The organism is Rhodovulum steppense, from assembly GCF_004339675.1.
Classification (GTDB): Bacteria; Pseudomonadota; Alphaproteobacteria; order Rhodobacterales; family Rhodobacteraceae; genus Rhodovulum; species Rhodovulum steppense.
Window position 1 is genome coordinate 1 of record NZ_SLVM01000044.1, and the last position, 15,165, is coordinate 15,165.

The following is a 15,165-nucleotide window of genomic DNA, read 5'->3' on the forward strand; positions in this document are numbered from 1 at the left end:
GATCCTCCACCGACCGGCGATACATCTCCTCGTACCGCGCCCCGTCAACATGCGCAGAACGCACAAAATCAGGCAAAGGCGCGTAAAGCTTGTCGAGCATCTCTGTTCCTCCCTGCGGGGCCATGCCGGACGGATGCCTTGCCCGCCCGGGGACCTCGGATTCTGAGTCAATTTTTCCCCGAGGTCAGGCCTCGGGGCTATTCGCGCAACGGCAACCGCGCAGGACGATGCAGACCGGTGCGGACGCCATGAAGGCAATTTGCGCCTCTGACCGGCCTTGCGCAACAGCGCGATACGACCTTCGGCGCGGGTCTGCCCGGCTTGGCGGACCGCCGCGGCCCGAGACGGCCCTCCGATTGGGCGGGTTCGCCGGGGGTGGGTCCTTTCGCAGGTCGCGCCTGCGGGGCACCGCGTTGAAAAGTCGGCGGCAAGCACTTTTCAAGAATGAATTTTCTGGTAAATCTGGAGGGCGGCTGACCTGCAATCATGTAAAGCGTTCAGGTCGTTGGAGGGGGAGCATGCCACGCAGCGCGCTGACCGGAACACGCATTCGCGAAAGGCGCACCGTTCTGGGACTGCGCCAGGCGGATCTGGCGCGCCGGGCGGGCATTTCGCCCTCCTATCTGAACCTGATCGAACATAACCGCCGCAGAATCGGCGGTCGGCTGCTGGTCGAACTGGCCCGCCATCTGGGCGTGGAGGCGAGCGTTCTGACCGAGGGCGCGGGCGCGGCGCTGATCGAGACCCTGCGCGAAGCTGCCGCGATGCAGGAGGGGGGCGAGGCGGAAATCGAGCGGATCGAGGAATTCGCGGGCCGCTTTCCGGGCTGGGCGGCATTGCTGGCCGCGCGGCACCGCCGGGTGCGCGAACTGGAACGCACCGTCGAGATGCTGACCGACCGGATGACGCATGATCCATTCCTGTCGGCCTCGCTGCACGAGGTGATCTCGACGGTGACGGCGATCCGCTCGACCGCGGCGATCCTGGCCGAGACCGAGGATATCGACCCCGACTGGCAGCGCCGGTTTCATCGCAATCTTTCGGATGACAGCCGTCGCCTGGCCGAGGGTGCGCAATCGCTGGTGGCCTATCTGGACGAGGGGGCCGAGGATCCGGGCACCCAGTCCTCGCCGCAGGAGGAGGTCGAGGCGTTCCTGAAGGCGCGCGACTACCACCTGCCCGAGCTGGAGGCCGCCCTTCCGGCCGATCCGGCCGATCTGGTGGCGGCGGCAGGCGAACTGACCTCAGCGCCTGCGCGGGAACTGTTGCTGGGGTTCATGGCCCGCTATCGACGCGATGCCGAGCGGATGCCGCTGGAGCCGTTCGCCGAGGCCGCGCGGGCCGAAGGGTTCGATCCCGGCAGGCTGGCGGCGCGGTTCGGCGTCGATCCGGCCGCGGCCTTTCGACGGCTGGCCGCCTTGCCGGGCGGGCTTGTCGGCGGGCCGGTGGGGCTGGTGATCTGCGATGGATCGGGCACGCTGACCTTTCGCAAGCCGGTCGAGGGGTTCGCGCTGCCGCGCTTCGGGGCGGCCTGCCCGCTCTGGCCGCTTTACCAGGCACTGGCGCGCCCGATGGCGCCGCTGCGCGCGGTGGTCGAGCCGGGTGGCCCGATGCGCCTTCGGTTCCTGACCTATGCGCTTTGCCAGCCCGCGCTGGCGGGCGGGTTCGATGGCCCGCAGGTGCTGGAGGCGGCGATGCTGATTCTGCCCGCCGACACCATCGCCATTCCCGAAGGACAGGCCCAACCGATCGGCACATCCTGCCGGATCTGCCCGCGGCGGGACTGCGTCGCCCGGCGCGAGCCCTCGATCCTGGCGGACGGATTCTGACGGGTTTTGACAGCGCCGCGCTTTGCGCGGATATTCCGGGGGACAGGGTAGGCGAAAAACTGCCTGCGGGGAGGAATGACGGACCATGGGCAAGCATGTCCTGCTCATCGAGGACGAGCCGAACATCATAGAGGCGATCCGCTTCATCCTCTCGCGCGAGGGATGGCGGGTGGACACGCATGCCGACGGGTCCACCGCCTATGACCGCGTGAGCGCGATCCGGCCGGACATCGTGATCCTGGACGTGATGCTGCCCGGCCGGTCGGGCTTTGACATCCTGCGCGACATTCGCGCCGATACCGGGCTGAACGGGCTGCCTGTGCTGATGCTGACCGCCAAGGGCCAGGTCAAGGATCGCGAGATGGCCGAGCGCATCGGCGCAAGCCGGTTCATGGCCAAGCCGTTCTCGAATACCGAGGTGCTGGCCTCGGTGCGGGAACTGACGGGGACCTGAGGCCATGGGCCGCGCGCCGCTGTTCCTTGCCCGCGAGGGCTATCGGCGGCGTCGGCTGGCGGACATGGCGCGGCTGTTGCCGCTGCTGGGGTTGGCGCTGTTCCTGGTGCCGGTGCTCGATGCCGAGGACGGGCTGTCGGCGGCGATGCTGATCTATCTGTTTTCCGCCTGGGCCGGGCTGATCGTCCTGTCGGCGGTCGTGGCGCGGCTGTTGTGCCGCTCGGGGGCGATGGACGAGGAGGCCGAGGCGCCCGAGGAGTCGCAATGATCGGCTTCGACCTTCTGGTCGCGATCTGCCTGCTTTATGTGGCGCTGCTGTTCGGCGTGGCCTTCATGGCCGATCGGCGGGCGGCGGCGGGCCGGGGCGGATGGTTGCGCTCGCCGATGATCTACACGCTGTCGCTGTCGGTCTATTGCACGGCCTGGACGTTTTACGGGGCGGTCGGCTATGCGGCGCGGTCGGGGCTGGAATTCGTCACCATCTATCTGGGGCCGACACTGATCTTCATCGGCTGGTGGTTCACGCTGCGCAAGCTGGTGCGGATCGGGCGGACCCAGCGGATAACCTCGATCGCCGATCTGATCTCGTCGCGTTATGGCAAGTCGAACGCGCTTGGGGTGATCGTCACGCTGATCGCGGTGGTGGCCGCAACGCCCTATATCGCGCTGCAACTGCAATCGGTGACGCTGTCCTTCGCCGTCTTTGCGCCCAGCGGCGCCGGGCCCTGGGCGCTGACCGACCTGAATGCGACGGCGCTGACCGTGGCGGGGGGGCTGGCGCTGTTCACCATCCTGTTCGGCACCCGCAACCTGGACGCCAACGAGCGCCATCACGGGGTGGTCATGGCCATCGCGGTCGAGGCGGTGGTCAAGCTGATCGCGCTGCTGGCGGTGGGCGTTTTCGTGGTCTGGGGCATCGGCGGCGGCGTGTCGGCGATGATCGAGCGGATCGAGACCTCGCCACTGGCGGGGATGCCGATCCAGCCCGGTCGCTGGATCGGGCTGACCTTCCTGGCCGCCGCGGCGATTCTGACGCTGCCGCGGATGTTCCAGGTCCTTGTGGTCGAGAACGAGGACGAGCGCCATCTTGCCACTGCGTCCTGGGCCTTTCCCGCCTATCTGTGCCTGATGAGCCTGTTCGTCGTGCCCATCGCCGTCGTGGGGCTGGCCGAGATGCCCGCGGGCGCGAACCCGGACCTGTTCGTGCTGACCCTGCCGCTGGCCCATGGTCAGGACGGGTTGGCCACGCTGGCCTTTCTGGGGGGCTTTTCCTCGGCCACCTCGATGGTGATCGTGGCCTCCATCGCGCTGTCGACGATGGTGTCGAACCATATCGTCATGCCGCTTTTCCTGAAGATGACCCGGACCGGTGCTGCCATGTCGGGGGATGTGCGGACCCTTGTGCTGCGCGCGCGGCGGGCCTCGATCGCAGGCGTGCTGCTGCTGGGCTATCTCTATTACCGGCTGTCGGGCGGGTCCGAGGCGCTGGCCGCGATCGGGCTGATCTCGTTTGCGGGGGCCGCACAGGTTCTGCCCGCGCTGGTGGGCGGCATCATGTGGCGCGGCGCGACGCGGCTGGGCGCGATGGTGGGGCTGACGCTGGGTTTCGTGGTCTGGGCCTATACGCTGTTCCTGCCCAGCTTTGGCGAGGGCGCGGCGATGGGCGCGGCGCTGCTGGCCGAGGGGCCGTGGGGCCTGTCCTGGCTGCGGCCGCAGGGGTTGTTCGGGATGGACGGGCTGGATCCGCTGGTGCATGCCATGGTGTTCTCGATGGCGGCGAACGTTCTGGGTTTCGTCCTGGTTTCGCTGATGAGTTTTCCCAATCCGATCGAGCGGGTTCAGGCGGCGCAATTCGTCAATGTCTTCGATCATTCGCCCCCGGGGCAGGGGTGGAGCCAGGGGCGCGCCGAGGCCGAGGACCTGATGCTGATGGCCCAGCGCATCATGGGGCCGGACGAGGCGCAGGCGCTGTTCCGGCGCAGCGCCGCCGAACAGGGCAAGGAGGGTTTCCTGCCCGACATCACCCCCGATTTCCTGCAACGGCTGGAACGCGCGCTGGCCGGTTCGGTGGGGGCGGCGACGGCGCATGCGATGGTCGGCCAGATCGTCGGTCGTTCAGCGGTGTCGGTCGAGGATCTGATGCGTGTGGCCGACGAGACGGCGCAGATGATGGAATATTCCAGCCAGCTCGAGGCCAAGTCCGAGGAACTGGCCCGCACCGCGCGGCAATTGCGCGAGGCCAACGAGAAGCTGACCGAACTGAGCGTGCAGAAGGATGCCTTTCTCAGCCAGATCAGCCACGAGTTGCGCACGCCGATGACCTCGATCCGGGCGTTTTCCGAGATCCTCATGGGTGCGGACGGCATGCAGCCCGAGGATATGTGCAAGTATTCGCGGATCATCCACGAGGAGAGCCTGCGGCTGACCCGGCTGCTGGACGATCTGCTTGATCTGTCGGTGCTGGAGAACGGGCAGGTTTCGCTGAACCTGCAGGAAGTGACGCTGGCCGATCTGATTGACCGGGCGGTGGCGGCAACGGGCAGCCTGCAGGGCAGGCTGACGATCCGGCGCGATGCGGCGGCGGAGCGGGTGCGGCTGATGACGGATGGCGACCGGCTGAGCCAGGTCTTCATCAACCTGATCTCGAACGCGCATAAATATTGCGATGCCGAGATGCCCGAGTTGACGATAAGGGTGCGTGCCGCGCGCGGTGCGGTGGCGGTGGATTTCGTCGATAACGGCTCGGGCATTCCCGAGCGCAGCCAGGCGATTATCTTCGAGAAATTCTCGCGCCTGACCGATCCGCGACGGGCGGGCGGCGCGGGGCTGGGTCTTGCGATCTGCCGCGAGATCATGGGGCGGCTTGGCGGGTCGATCATGTATCTGCCGGGGCAGGGCGGCGCGGCGTTCCGTGTCAGTGTTCCGCGCCTGCGTGCCGAGGCTGCCTGAGGGCTGCGAAACGGTTTGTAAACCGGGATCGTGCGACATCTCTGGAAAGGTTGATGGATGGGCGGCAGATGACGGACGACGCGCATCGCGCGATATTGCGGCAGATACTCGGCGATGCCCGGGTCGCGATGCCTTCGGGCGGGACGGCCGAAACGGGCGGCGACGGCCGTTTTGCGCTGCGCCTCGAGACCGCGCGCGCGATGCGCGACGATTTCGGCATGACCGGCGTTGTCGAGGACTGCGCGACACTGCGGCTGCGGCTGGATGATCTCGGGGAACAGGTCAAGCCCGAGCGGTTGTCGGTGGTGCTGCGGGGCGGCTCCGGGCGGCTGGGGCTTGCGGTCTATTCACCCGAACTGGCGATGGCGCTGCTGGAATGGCGTCTGCTCGGGATGCTGGCATCCGAGGTGCCCGAGACCCGGCGGCTGACCGCGACCGATGCCGCGATCCTGGCCGACCTGACCGACCCGTTGCTGTCCCGCTTCGGCGGGGCGATGGCGGCGTTGCCGGGCGGGGACTGGGCGACGGGTTACGCGCAGGGCAACGTGATCGAGGATGCGCGCCATCTGCCGCTGATCCTGGCGCAGGGCGGCTATCACGGGTTCCGCCTGACGCTTCGGCTGGGCGAGGGGCTGCGCGGGGGGGATCTGTTCCTTGCCCTGCCCGAATCGCCTGCACCCGCCCCGGCCAAGACGGCCGAGGAGGACGGCTCGCCCTGGCCCGACGCGTTGCGTTCGGGCGTGCTCGGGGCCGAGCTTGTGCTGAACGCGGTGCTCTGGCGGATGCGCCTGTCCGCGGCCGAGATCGGGCGGCTTCGACCGGGGGACTTGGTGCCGATCCCGGCGGCGGCGCTGACGGCTGTCCGGCTGGAAGGGCCGGGGCGGGTGGTGATCGCCGAGGGACGGTTGGGCCAGTCCAACGGCGAGCGTGCGATCAAGATCGCTGGTCCCGAGGATGAGGCGCCCGGTCTTGCCGGGCTGTCGACCATGCCGGGCCTTGCCGCGCAACCATCCGCTTTCGCGTCCGATCCCGCAGAGGACGCCGCCGACTTTCCGATCGCGGCAGATTTCCCCGCGATGGCGGATCTTGCCGACGAGGCGGATTTCCCGGCCATGGGGGATTTCCCCGGACTGGGCGAGTTCGATCCCGAGGCCACCGATCTCGACGCTGATTTCCCGGCATTCGCGCAGAACTGATGCGCCGAAGCCTGCGTTCACCGCGTCGCGGCGAGTGCCTCGATCTGCTGTTCGAGCCCCGGCATCGCAAAGCCCGCGCGGTGCAGCGCCGCCATGATCTCGGCGGTGGGCCGGTCTCCTGCCATGGCCAGCGCCCAGACCACAGACGAGCGGAACCCGGCCCGGCAATAGCCGAAATGCGGCCCCGGCAACTCGCTCAGCGCCCGGCGTTGTGCCTCGATGGTCTCGGGCGTTATCCCGCCATGGGTCACCTCGACCACCGCGAATTCCATGCCGGCGGCGCGCGCGGCCGCTTCCATCTCGGCCGCCCGTTCGCCGGGGGCGACTTCGGAATCGGGCCGGTTGCAGATCACCGTTCGGAAACCGGCCGCCGCCAGCGCCGCCAGCGCCTCGATCGAAGGATGCGGGGCGGCGGAAAACTCATCGGTCAGGTGCACCATCGGCGGAAGCTCGCTCATGCCGCGGTCCTTTCGGGGTCTGGCCGGAAAGGATCCGCTGCCGGATCGGAAAAATTGCGCATTCTCAGACGTCTCCCTGGAAACGTTCCAGACCTACCCGGCTTTTCATGCAGGAATCAATGCCCCTGCGCAGGAACCGGGCAGGGATTTGACGTGGGTCAAAGCCGGGAGCGTCCTCGCAGTGCAAATCTCGTCCTTGGAGCGAACAGGGGACATCCATGGCAACGCTTGGTGACAGAAAGCGACAGCTTTTGAACCGTTTGGCGGAGCTTGATGGTCGCCTTCACGACATCGAGGCCGAACTCGACACGCATCAGTCCAAGGATTGGGGCGAACTCGCGGTGGAGCGCGAGGAAGACGAGGTGCTGGAAGGCATGGGCGTCGCGGGTCTGGCCGAAGTGAAACAGATAAATGCAGCTCTCGCGCGAATCGAGGATGGCAGTTACGGTTATTGCGTGCGTTGTGGGGAAGAGATCTCCGAGGAACGACTGGACGTCGTGCCGGCTACGCCGTTTTGCCGCATCTGTGCCCGGTGACTGCAGGTGTAAGGGAACGACCGAAAAATGAGCAACGCGAGCCATGTCAGCCGTATGCCAGCCTATTCCAACAGCATGATGCACGATGAAACGCGGGCGCTGATCCGATCGCGGATCGAGACGCTCCTGACATCCGGCACGGTGGCTAGCCAAGTCAGCAGCCGCCTGGTCATCAAGGGCTGTCACAGCCCCTGGGCCGAAATGCCCGGCGCGGCGAAGATATCCGGTGACCGCCCAGCGGAACGCAAGAGCGATGGGAGGTGCGGATGGCGTTCGAACAGCTCAAGGCCGGAATCGCTCTGATCCTCGAAGAGATCGAGAAGCGACCGGACGACCGCCACATCCTGCAGGAGCAGTTGCGCGAGAAGATCGCGGAGTTCCGCGCGATGGGCCTGCCCGTTCCCGAGGACATCCTGCGGCTCGAAGAGCAGTTGGGCGACGACGACGCGGACGACATCTACGACAACATGCCGGTCTGACGCCGACCGCCGACCGCCGACTTTTGATTGTCGCGAATCCTTTCCAGATGTTGCGTTTCCCGCGCGACTGGCCCCTAATGGTGGCGAATGGCGAAGCAGCCTTGCCTGGCGCGGGTGCTTTGCCGTGCCGCCTTTCGCCTGGGGGTCGGGACAGATGAGCGATCTTGTTGCGGTCGAGCAACCCGCGCCGGGCATTCGGCGGCTTGTCTTCGGCAACGGGTCGACGAACACGATGACGTCCGCGTTGCTGGCGGCATTCGACACCGTGCTTACCGAGGCGCTGACGGCGCATGGCACTCTCGCGGTGCTGATCGCGGCCCGCGGCGGGCCTGTGTTCTCGATGGGCCTGGGCCTGACCGGGGCGGACGGCACCGGGGACGCGGCCCGGCTTCGCGCGATCTGCGCGCGGATCGACGCGGCCGAGCTGCCTGTGGTCGCGTTGGTTGGTGGCATGGCGTCGGGAGGCGGCTGCGAACTGGCGCTGGCCGCACATTATCGGGTGGCGCTCCGGATCGCCGAGTTCGGCCTGCCCGACATTGCGATCGGGCTGCCGCCCGCGGCGGGCACCACCCAGCGGCTGCCGCGGCTGATCCACCCCGAGGCGGCGCTCGATCTGCTGCTTTCGGGCCGACCTGTGGGAGCGGCAGAGGCGCAGCGGATTGGATTGGTCGATTCGGTGGTCGACGATGATCTGGACACCTTGGGGGTGCGGTTTGCCCAGGGCCTGATCGAAGTGCGCGCCGGGTCGCGCCCCGCGCCTGCCCGCCCGTTGCCGCCATTTCACAGGCTGCAGGCCGCGGTGGCCGCCCGGCGCGCGGCGCTGCCTTCGGCGGCACCGGTCGAGGCGCCCGCGCGGGTTCTCGATTGTATGGATGCCGCGGCTGTGCTGCCCTTCGCGGTCGCGCTCGACTATGAGGCGGCGGCCTATGAGGATTGCCGCGACAGCGCTGCGTTCCGGGCGCTGCGCCATGTCGCGCTGGGCGAGGCGACGGCGCGGCGGCGTGCGGTCGGCTGGACACGCGCCGCCCGCCCGGTCGGGGAGGTCGGGATCTGGGGGGGCGGCGCGACTGCGGCCGGGCTGGCGGCCAGCCTGCTGGCCGTCGGTCGCCCGGTACGCCTTGCCGCGGCGGACGAGACGACGCTGCGCGACGGCGTGGCCCGCGTCGATGCGATTCTTTTCGACGCGGGCGGGGGCGCTGCTGGGCACAAAGCAAGTCAGGCGCGTCTGGCGGGTTCGATCGGGCCTATGGGTCTGGCATCCTGCGAGGTGCTGATCGAGGCGGGGTCGGGCCCTTGGTCAGAGCGTGAAGTCGGGTTCGCAGCCCTTGGCGGAATCGCGGCAAAGGATTCGGTCCTGGTCGGCACCGGTGCGCTGGTCACACCCGCCGTGCTGGTCGCCAGCGGGCGGCGGCCCGAGGCGACGATCTGGCTGAACCTGCCCGATCTGGTACCCGAGGCCGGGCTGGCCGAACTGGTCTGCGCCGCGGGAGCCTCGGAGGCCGCGATTGCGACGCTGGGCGTGCTCGCGCAGTCGATCGGGCGCTTTGCGCTGGTCGCGACCGGCGAAAGCCCGATTCTGGGCCTTCTGATCGCGGCGCTCGAGGCTGCGGATGCGCTGGTCGAGGAGGGCGCCTCGCCCTATGCGGTGGACCGGGCGCTGCGGGAATGGGGGCTGAGCTACGGCCCCTATGAGCTTGCCGACCGATTGGGGCTTCAGACGCTGCTTGCGTTGCGTGCTGTCTTGCCCGAGGGCAGCGATCCCAAGGCGCGGCCGATCCTCGTGGCGGCGCAGCTCGTGGCTGAAGGGCGGGGCGGGCTGGCGGCAGGGCGGGGCTATTACGCCTATCCCGAACCCGGCACCCGCGGCCTGCCCGACCCGGCGCTCGATGCGCTGCTGACCGATGCGCGGTCGGTCCTTGGCCGCACCCCGCGCCTTGTCACGAACGAGGAGATCCGCACGCATGTGCTGGCGAGCATGGCGCAGGCCGGTGCGGGGCTGTTGCGCCGCGGCGTTCTGCGCCGGGCGGTCGAGGTCGACCTTGCGCTGATCCACGGCGCCGGGCTTGCGCGCTGGCGCGGCGGTCCGATGCGGGCGGCGGATGAACGCGGGCTTCTGTGGCTGCGGCGCACGCTGCGGACGATGGCGGAACGGCCGGGCGCCGCCGCAATCTGGACGCCCGATCCGCTGATCGGCGATCTCATCAAGACTGGCCGGGGGCTTTGCGATTTCGACGGCAGGACCTTGGCCACACCTGCGTATGTCAGCCCAGCGTGATCCCGATCACCACCATCATCAGTCCTAGCGCCGACATGCCCAGCGCCGCCATGTTCAGGGCGACCGCCTTCTGAAGGCGCGCGCGCAGGTCGTCCTCAGGCAGGTCCGCGCCACGCGCCTCCCGCACCTGAAAGATTACCCGGACAATGCCCGCAAGTCCGGCCAGCGACACGACCGCCCCGATCCAGATCAATGCTCCCATCGCGCCCTCCGTTTCCGGCCAGTCCTGCGCCTAGTCGATGGGGGGCGGTTGCGCAAGGGGCCGACGGATTTCGAGGGCTTGCTTGCGGACGGGCGCGGCGCTAGGTCAGGCCTCCGACCCGCTTGAGAGGAGCCGCGCGCATGAACGACACGCCCCCCGATGCCAGCTATCACGTCACAGCCGACGAATTGCGCCAGTTCATCGAACGTTACGAGAGGCTCGAGGCGGAAAAGAAGGACATCGCCGACCAGCAGAAAGAGGTGATGGCCGAGGCCAAGGGGCGCGGCTACGACACCAAGGTGATGCGCAAGATCGTCGCCCTGCGCAAGCGTGACCGCGACGAGATCGCCGAGGAAGAGGCCATGCTCGAACTCTACAAGCAGGCGCTGGGGATGCCGTGACCGCATCCTCGGGTCATGGCTTGCCCGCCGATCCCGGCGCGCTGTAGGCAAGGCTCGCGACGCGGGAGAGTGGCGCGGCCCGGACAGGCCGGAGCATGCCGCATCCGTTCGCTCAGCGCTTCTTCGGGCGGGCAGGGGAAGGACCGGGCGAGCCACAATCTGCCGCCAGGGTGCTTGAGCAGGCATTTCGGGAGGCGGCGGCCCTCCGTGCATTGGGCGCGGATATGGTGGACCTGTTCAACGCCGCCCGTGCGCTGCCTTTTGCTCTTTTCACCGACTGCGAACTTCACGCTGTTCTGGACAGGAAAACGGGCGTCCTGTAAATGCCAAGGAGATGACCGACCAAATCTATCAAGTTAGTCGGCCGCAGATGGGGCGCGGGCGCATTGCACTTCTGCGCCATTGGCCGGACCCGTGGTCTGTCGGCGCGGTCCTGATCGCCGCGCTCGTGCTGATGCCGATCCTGTCGGTCATGTGGATCGCACTCACCCCGCAGCAGAACATCTGGCCGCATCTCGTGTCGACGACATTGCCGCGATATATGTGGAATACCGGCGTTCTGATGATCGGCGTGGCGGCGCTGGCTTCGGCGGTCGGGGCGGGGGCGGCCTGGCTGATCTCGGTCTATCGGTTTCCATTATCGCGCTGGCTGGAATGGCTGCTGCTGCTGCCGCTGGCGATCCCGGCCTATGTGGGCGCCTATGCGCTGGTCGATTTCCTGGAATATGCGGGCCCGGTGCAGACTGCGCTGCGCAATGTTTTCGGCTGGCAGAGCGCGCGGGACTACTGGTTCCCGCAGGTCCGATCGCGTGAGGCGGCGGTTATCGTGCTGGCGGCCGCGCTTTACCCTTATGTCTACCTGCTGTCCCGCGCGGCCTTTCGCGAGCAGTCGGGCGGTGCCTATGAGGTGGCCCGCGCCCTGGGGGCAGGACCCTTCGCACTGTTTCGCCGGGTGGGCCTGCCGCTGGCCCGGCCCGCCATTGCGGCGGGCGCTGCCATCGTGATGATGGAGACGGTGAATGATTTCGGCACGGTCGAGTATTTCTCGGTCCAGACGCTGACCACGGGGATCTTCTCGGTCTGGTTGCAGGGCGGCAATGCGGGCGGGGCGGCGCAGATCGCCATGGTAATCCTGGTGCTGATCCTCGTTCTGGTCGCGCTGGAGAAGATCAGCCGACGCAACCTGCGCTTTCACAATCTGGGCCGGGCGCATCGGCCGCTGGTGCCGGTCCGGCTGACCGGGCTTGCGGCCTGGGCTGCGACGCTGGCCTGCGCGCTGCCGGTGGCGGTGGGCTTCGTGCTGCCAGTGGGCGTGATGACGTCGCACGCGCTTGCCAATACCGGGGCTTGGGTCGATCCCGGGCTGCTGCGGGCGCTGGCCAACACGTTGACCGTTGGCGGGATTGCCGCGGTGGGTACGGTGGCGGCGGGGCTGTTCCTGGTCTACGCGGTGCGCCTGACCGGGCGGACGCTGCCCAAGCTGCTGCTGCCTGTCACGACGATCGGGTACGCGGCGCCCGGGGCGGTTCTGGGGGTGGGGCTTCTGATCCCGATGGCCGCGGCCGACAACGCGCTTGCCGATGCGATCGAAGGCATCTTCGGCGTCGATATCGGCCTTGTGATGACCGGCTCGGCCTTCGCGATCATCTATGCCTATTGTGTGCGGTTCTTCGCCATCGCGCAGGGTGCGGCGGATGCGGCGATGGGGCGGATCGCGCCCAGCCTGCCGATGGCGGCTCGCTCGCTTGGCCGGTCGGCCCGCGGCACGCTGACCGCGGTGCATCTGCCGCTGATCCGCACCTCGGTCGGCACCGCGCTACTGCTGGTTTTCGTGGATTGCGTCAAGGAATTGCCAGCGACGCTGCTGCTGCGGCCGTTCAACTACAACACGCTGGCCACACGGGTCTATGAAAAGGCCAGCCTCGAGAACCTGGGCGATGCGGCGCCCGCGGCGCTTCTGGTCAGCGCGGTGGGCCTCGTGGCGGTGGGTCTGCTGGCGCGCGCCAACCGTTAGGGCCGCTTCCGATCCGGCCGGGGCGCGCCCTTTCCCATCGGAAAGGACATCGGGCGTAAACCCCATGCAAACCACTTGCCCACAGGATGCGCTCAGCGGACCGGCAGATCCCGTGGCGCATGTCTCCATGAGTCACAGCCGGGAGCCGATCAGGCGCTGCGGACGGGCGGGACGACATTTCGATGACAGTGGGTATCGCCAGAATTGTTCTGGGCGTCTGCGCGGTGGTCGCAATCGGCGTGTCCCCGGCGCCAGCCCTGGATTTCCTGGAGGATACACTCCTACTCGACGTCCATACGGGATCGAACAGGTCTTCCGCGGCAAGAGGGCTGCGCAACGGCGGATTCGATCTTGCGGATGGCAGTCGGGTGGCGTTCTGGGACTGGTATACGCCGCGCTTTCCGGACCTGTCGTTGATGCTCCTGACGCAGGTCTCCGCCGATTTCGGGATCATCTGGGGTTTTGGTACCGGCGAGCAAGCGCCCAAGTACCGGATCGACCCGACCTTGCACCTGGGTTTCGTCTACCAGAGCCACCCGTTCGAGGGTGCGACCCTGTCGCTCAAGGCGACCTACCCGGTTGGCGGTCACCTCAGGGAGTCCGCCTGCGTGGCCGATTACGGCGATATCGCAGGCGTTGCGCCGGTCAATTGCAGGCTGGCTGCTGGCCTGTTGCCGCCCGAGGATACGCTTCAACACCTGCTTCGCATGAAGGGGCGGAGTGACGCCCGGATCAGTCTGAATCTCGTGATACGGTTCTGATCACTTGATCTTGACGGGCGCCAGCGCCCGGGAAATGTTGGCCTCTCCGCGGCCGTGCAGGTCGACCGAATAGCCCTGGATCGTGTCGGTTCGTGCCGTGTTCAGCAACTGGTTGGTGATCTGCGTGGCATTGGCCTTCTTGAACTTGCTGCCCAGAACCGCCGCATAGCCCGAAACGATCGGTGCGGCGAAGGACGTGCCATAAAGCCCGGTCTTGTCGCCGGTCACGCCCACGACAAGGAACTGATTCTGGGCCGTCGGATCGCTACCTGCCGTGTTCGAGTACCACGCCAGCGATGCCGGGCGGCCCACGGTTCCATGCGCGCTCAGCGCGCCCACGAAGATCGCCGACTTCTTCCCGATCAGATCACGGTTCAGGTAGTCGACCTCACCCGCCGCGTTGGTGGCGCCCACGGCAATCCCGTCATTCCCGGCGGCCTTGACGACAACCGCTTTTCCGTCCCCGGCGTATTTGATGATCGAGGCTTCCCGTGCGCTCCAGCGGATGCTGGAATAGCCCTCCGGCCCTATCATTCCGTAGCTCAGATTGAGGGTGTTCAGTCCCTTCCGCAGCTTCACGGCCTTGGTATTCGTGAAATCCTGGGTATGGACCTTCGCGGAGGGCGCCATCATTCCGGCTTCGAGAGCGGTCCATTCCCCGTGGCGCAGCAGTTCCGTCTGCCCACGCAGATTTCCCTGGATTCCATAGCTGCTGCGGAAATCGTCGATCACGGTGATTGATGTCTTCTGTCCCTCGTAGCCGAGGCTCCAGGCCTGACCGATCTCCGAGGGCATCCAGGGACGGAGCTCCTGCGCGGAGGCAGCCGAAGCTGTCACGACCAAGGCTGCTGCTTGGAAGGCCAACGAGAGAATCCGGGTGATCGCCATGCCTCATCAGCCCTTTGCCGTCAATCGAGACCGCACTGTTCCCGTGCAGAATGACCTCAATAAGGCGTTCGAGGGGTTCTTTCCCGGCATTCGACGGAACCGCGTGCGGAGCCGACCTGGGTCGCGCATTAGACCTGCGCCGATTGCATGCGGACCTTCCGCCCGGATCCCCGCATGACCCCGCATCGCGGCAGTGCGTCCGAGGCCGACGGAGCGGTCGAAACCGCGAAAACTCGAGGGAGCCGGGGGATCGGTCCCGTGCGATGGGCTGGAACTGGTGCCGGTGGAGGGATTTGAACCCCCGACCTTCGCTTTACAAGAGCGCTGCACTACCGCTGTGCTACACCGGCCGCTCGTGCCCCTTACCCGCTCGTCTCGATTGCAGCAAGTCTGTTCTCGATTCCACGGTGGCCCCCCGTCGCGGAGCTTGCTGTGCTGGGGGAAGGGTTGGACGGAGTCTGGCGCGCGGGCCATGTACCGCTCCCCGGAGCGTGCGCGGTGATATCGCGCGCTGGCCCCGGGGCGGGATGGCCGTTCATTTCCTGGCGGCGCCTGGCGGGATCAGAAATCCTGCCAGGGCGCCGTATCGTTTGCGGCGGCCTTTTTCTGGGCCGGGAAGGAAAGGTCCGGTGCGGGTTCTTGGGTCGGGCGGGCCCGGTCGACCAGGCGGAGCGGGGTCATGGCGCCGGTCTGGGTGGGGCGGGCGCCCGTGCCGCCCTGCAG

15 protein-coding genes and 1 tRNA gene are annotated in these 15,165 nt (G+C 67.4%); 12 read left to right on the plus strand and 4 right to left on the minus strand.

Going from position 1 to position 15,165, the window contains the following annotated elements; all coding sequences use genetic code 11:
- The first annotated feature begins 518 nt into the window (after positions 1–518).
- The 5 genes from EV216_RS17515 (at position 519) to EV216_RS17535 (ending at position 6,428) form a co-directional block, all read left to right on the plus strand.
- Complete coding sequence (locus EV216_RS17515) at positions 519–1,829, plus strand: helix-turn-helix transcriptional regulator (protein ID WP_132697090.1); 1,311 nt, start codon at positions 519–521, stop codon at positions 1,827–1,829.
- An 85-nt stretch (positions 1,830–1,914) separates the two neighbouring features.
- Positions 1,915–2,283 (plus strand): response regulator transcription factor, encoded by a 369-nt coding sequence (locus EV216_RS17520; RefSeq protein ID WP_132697092.1) that lies wholly within the window; start codon positions 1,915–1,917, stop codon positions 2,281–2,283.
- Positions 2,284–2,287: 4 nt separating this feature from the next.
- Entirely contained in the window at positions 2,288–2,551 is a 264-nt protein-coding gene (locus tag EV216_RS17525) for a hypothetical protein (protein ID WP_132697094.1), read from the plus strand.
- A complete protein-coding gene (locus tag EV216_RS17530; RefSeq protein ID WP_132697096.1) occupies positions 2,548–5,232 on the plus strand; it encodes an ATP-binding protein in 2,685 nt (894 codons plus the stop codon). Before EV216_RS17525 ends, EV216_RS17530 begins: the two co-directional genes overlap by 4 nt.
- A gap of 68 nt (positions 5,233–5,300) precedes the next feature.
- Complete coding sequence (locus EV216_RS17535; protein WP_132697097.1) at positions 5,301–6,428, plus strand: FliM/FliN family flagellar motor switch protein; 1,128 nt, start codon at positions 5,301–5,303, stop codon at positions 6,426–6,428.
- A 17-nt stretch (positions 6,429–6,445) separates the two neighbouring features.
- Here EV216_RS17535 and EV216_RS17540 read toward each other — a convergent pair whose 3' ends face one another.
- Complete coding sequence (locus EV216_RS17540; protein WP_243642125.1) at positions 6,446–6,886, minus strand: protein tyrosine phosphatase family protein; 441 nt, start codon at positions 6,884–6,886, stop codon at positions 6,446–6,448.
- A 218-nt stretch (positions 6,887–7,104) separates the two neighbouring features.
- On the opposite strand from EV216_RS17540, the gene EV216_RS17545 reads away from it, so the two are divergent.
- The 3 genes from EV216_RS17545 to EV216_RS17555 all read left to right on the plus strand — a co-directional run bounded on the left by EV216_RS17545 (position 7,105) and on the right by EV216_RS17555 (position 10,176).
- On the plus strand, positions 7,105–7,422 hold the full coding sequence (locus EV216_RS17545; RefSeq protein ID WP_132697099.1) for a TraR/DksA family transcriptional regulator: 318 nt from the start codon (positions 7,105–7,107) through the stop codon (positions 7,420–7,422).
- A gap of 266 nt (positions 7,423–7,688) precedes the next feature.
- Positions 7,689–7,901: a hypothetical protein gene (locus EV216_RS17550; protein ID WP_132697101.1), complete on the plus strand. Its 213-nt coding sequence runs from the start codon at positions 7,689–7,691 to the stop codon at positions 7,899–7,901.
- A 154-nt stretch (positions 7,902–8,055) separates the two neighbouring features.
- On the plus strand, positions 8,056–10,176 hold the full coding sequence (locus tag EV216_RS17555) for an enoyl-CoA hydratase/isomerase family protein (RefSeq protein ID WP_132697103.1): 2,121 nt from the start codon (positions 8,056–8,058) through the stop codon (positions 10,174–10,176).
- On the opposite strand, the gene EV216_RS17560 is transcribed toward EV216_RS17555, so the two are convergent.
- Positions 10,163–10,378: a hypothetical protein gene (locus tag EV216_RS17560; protein ID WP_132697105.1), complete on the minus strand. Its 216-nt coding sequence runs from the start codon at positions 10,376–10,378 to the stop codon at positions 10,163–10,165. The genes EV216_RS17555 and EV216_RS17560 overlap by 14 nt on opposite strands.
- 140 nt (positions 10,379–10,518) lie before the next feature.
- Here EV216_RS17560 and EV216_RS17565 point away from each other — a divergent pair, with 140 nt between their 5' ends.
- The 4 genes from EV216_RS17565 (at position 10,519) to EV216_RS17580 (ending at position 13,554) form a co-directional block, all read left to right on the plus strand.
- The gene (locus tag EV216_RS17565; protein WP_132697107.1) at positions 10,519–10,779 is read left to right on the plus strand and encodes a DUF2312 domain-containing protein; all 261 of its coding nucleotides are present in this window, start codon (positions 10,519–10,521) and stop codon (positions 10,777–10,779) included.
- 95 nt (positions 10,780–10,874) lie between these two features.
- Positions 10,875–11,102: a hypothetical protein gene (locus tag EV216_RS17570; protein WP_132697109.1), complete on the plus strand. Its 228-nt coding sequence runs from the start codon at positions 10,875–10,877 to the stop codon at positions 11,100–11,102.
- A 47-nt stretch (positions 11,103–11,149) separates the two neighbouring features.
- The gene (locus EV216_RS17575; protein ID WP_132697117.1) at positions 11,150–12,793 is read left to right on the plus strand and encodes an ABC transporter permease; all 1,644 of its coding nucleotides are present in this window, start codon (positions 11,150–11,152) and stop codon (positions 12,791–12,793) included.
- Positions 12,794–12,975: 182 nt separating this feature from the next.
- Positions 12,976–13,554: a hypothetical protein gene (locus tag EV216_RS17580; protein WP_132697111.1), complete on the plus strand. Its 579-nt coding sequence runs from the start codon at positions 12,976–12,978 to the stop codon at positions 13,552–13,554.
- On the opposite strand, the gene EV216_RS17585 is transcribed toward EV216_RS17580, so the two are convergent.
- Together EV216_RS17585 and EV216_RS17590 are read right to left on the minus strand one after the other, a co-directional pair.
- Positions 13,555–14,442, minus strand: coding sequence for a S8 family serine peptidase (locus tag EV216_RS17585; RefSeq protein ID WP_132697113.1), 888 nt, complete (start codon positions 14,440–14,442; stop codon positions 13,555–13,557).
- Between the two features lie 275 nt (positions 14,443–14,717).
- Positions 14,718–14,792 (minus strand) — tRNA-Thr (locus EV216_RS17590).
- Positions 14,793–15,165: the final 373 nt, after the last annotated feature.

Excerpts from the sequence above, each read along its gene's own strand:
- EV216_RS17585 (WP_132697113.1), bottom strand. The coding sequence starts at position 14,442 with ATGGCGATCACCCGGATTCTCTCGTTGGCCTTCCAAGCAGCAGCCTTG.
- EV216_RS17545 (WP_132697099.1), top strand. The coding sequence starts at position 7,105 with ATGGCAACGCTTGGTGACAGAAAGCGACAGCTTTTGAACCGTTTGGCG.
- EV216_RS17580 (WP_132697111.1), top strand. The coding sequence starts at position 12,976 with ATGACAGTGGGTATCGCCAGAATTGTTCTGGGCGTCTGCGCGGTGGTC.
- EV216_RS17575 (WP_132697117.1), top strand. The coding sequence starts at position 11,150 with ATGGGGCGCGGGCGCATTGCACTTCTGCGCCATTGGCCGGACCCGTGG.
- EV216_RS17540 (WP_243642125.1), bottom strand. The coding sequence starts at position 6,886 with ATGAGCGAGCTTCCGCCGATGGTGCACCTGACCGATGAGTTTTCCGCC.
- EV216_RS17565 (WP_132697107.1), top strand. The coding sequence starts at position 10,519 with ATGAACGACACGCCCCCCGATGCCAGCTATCACGTCACAGCCGACGAA.
- EV216_RS17535 (WP_132697097.1), top strand. The coding sequence starts at position 5,301 with ATGACGGACGACGCGCATCGCGCGATATTGCGGCAGATACTCGGCGAT.
- EV216_RS17520 (WP_132697092.1), top strand. The coding sequence starts at position 1,915 with ATGGGCAAGCATGTCCTGCTCATCGAGGACGAGCCGAACATCATAGAG.
- EV216_RS17560 (WP_132697105.1), bottom strand. The coding sequence starts at position 10,378 with ATGGGAGCATTGATCTGGATCGGGGCGGTCGTGTCGCTGGCCGGACTT.
- EV216_RS17525 (WP_132697094.1), top strand. The coding sequence starts at position 2,288 with ATGGGCCGCGCGCCGCTGTTCCTTGCCCGCGAGGGCTATCGGCGGCGT.
- EV216_RS17555 (WP_132697103.1), top strand. The coding sequence starts at position 8,056 with ATGAGCGATCTTGTTGCGGTCGAGCAACCCGCGCCGGGCATTCGGCGG.
- EV216_RS17530 (WP_132697096.1), top strand. The coding sequence starts at position 2,548 with ATGATCGGCTTCGACCTTCTGGTCGCGATCTGCCTGCTTTATGTGGCG.
- EV216_RS17515 (WP_132697090.1), top strand. The coding sequence starts at position 519 with ATGCCACGCAGCGCGCTGACCGGAACACGCATTCGCGAAAGGCGCACC.
- EV216_RS17550 (WP_132697101.1), top strand. The coding sequence starts at position 7,689 with ATGGCGTTCGAACAGCTCAAGGCCGGAATCGCTCTGATCCTCGAAGAG.
- EV216_RS17570 (WP_132697109.1), top strand. The coding sequence starts at position 10,875 with ATGCCGCATCCGTTCGCTCAGCGCTTCTTCGGGCGGGCAGGGGAAGGA.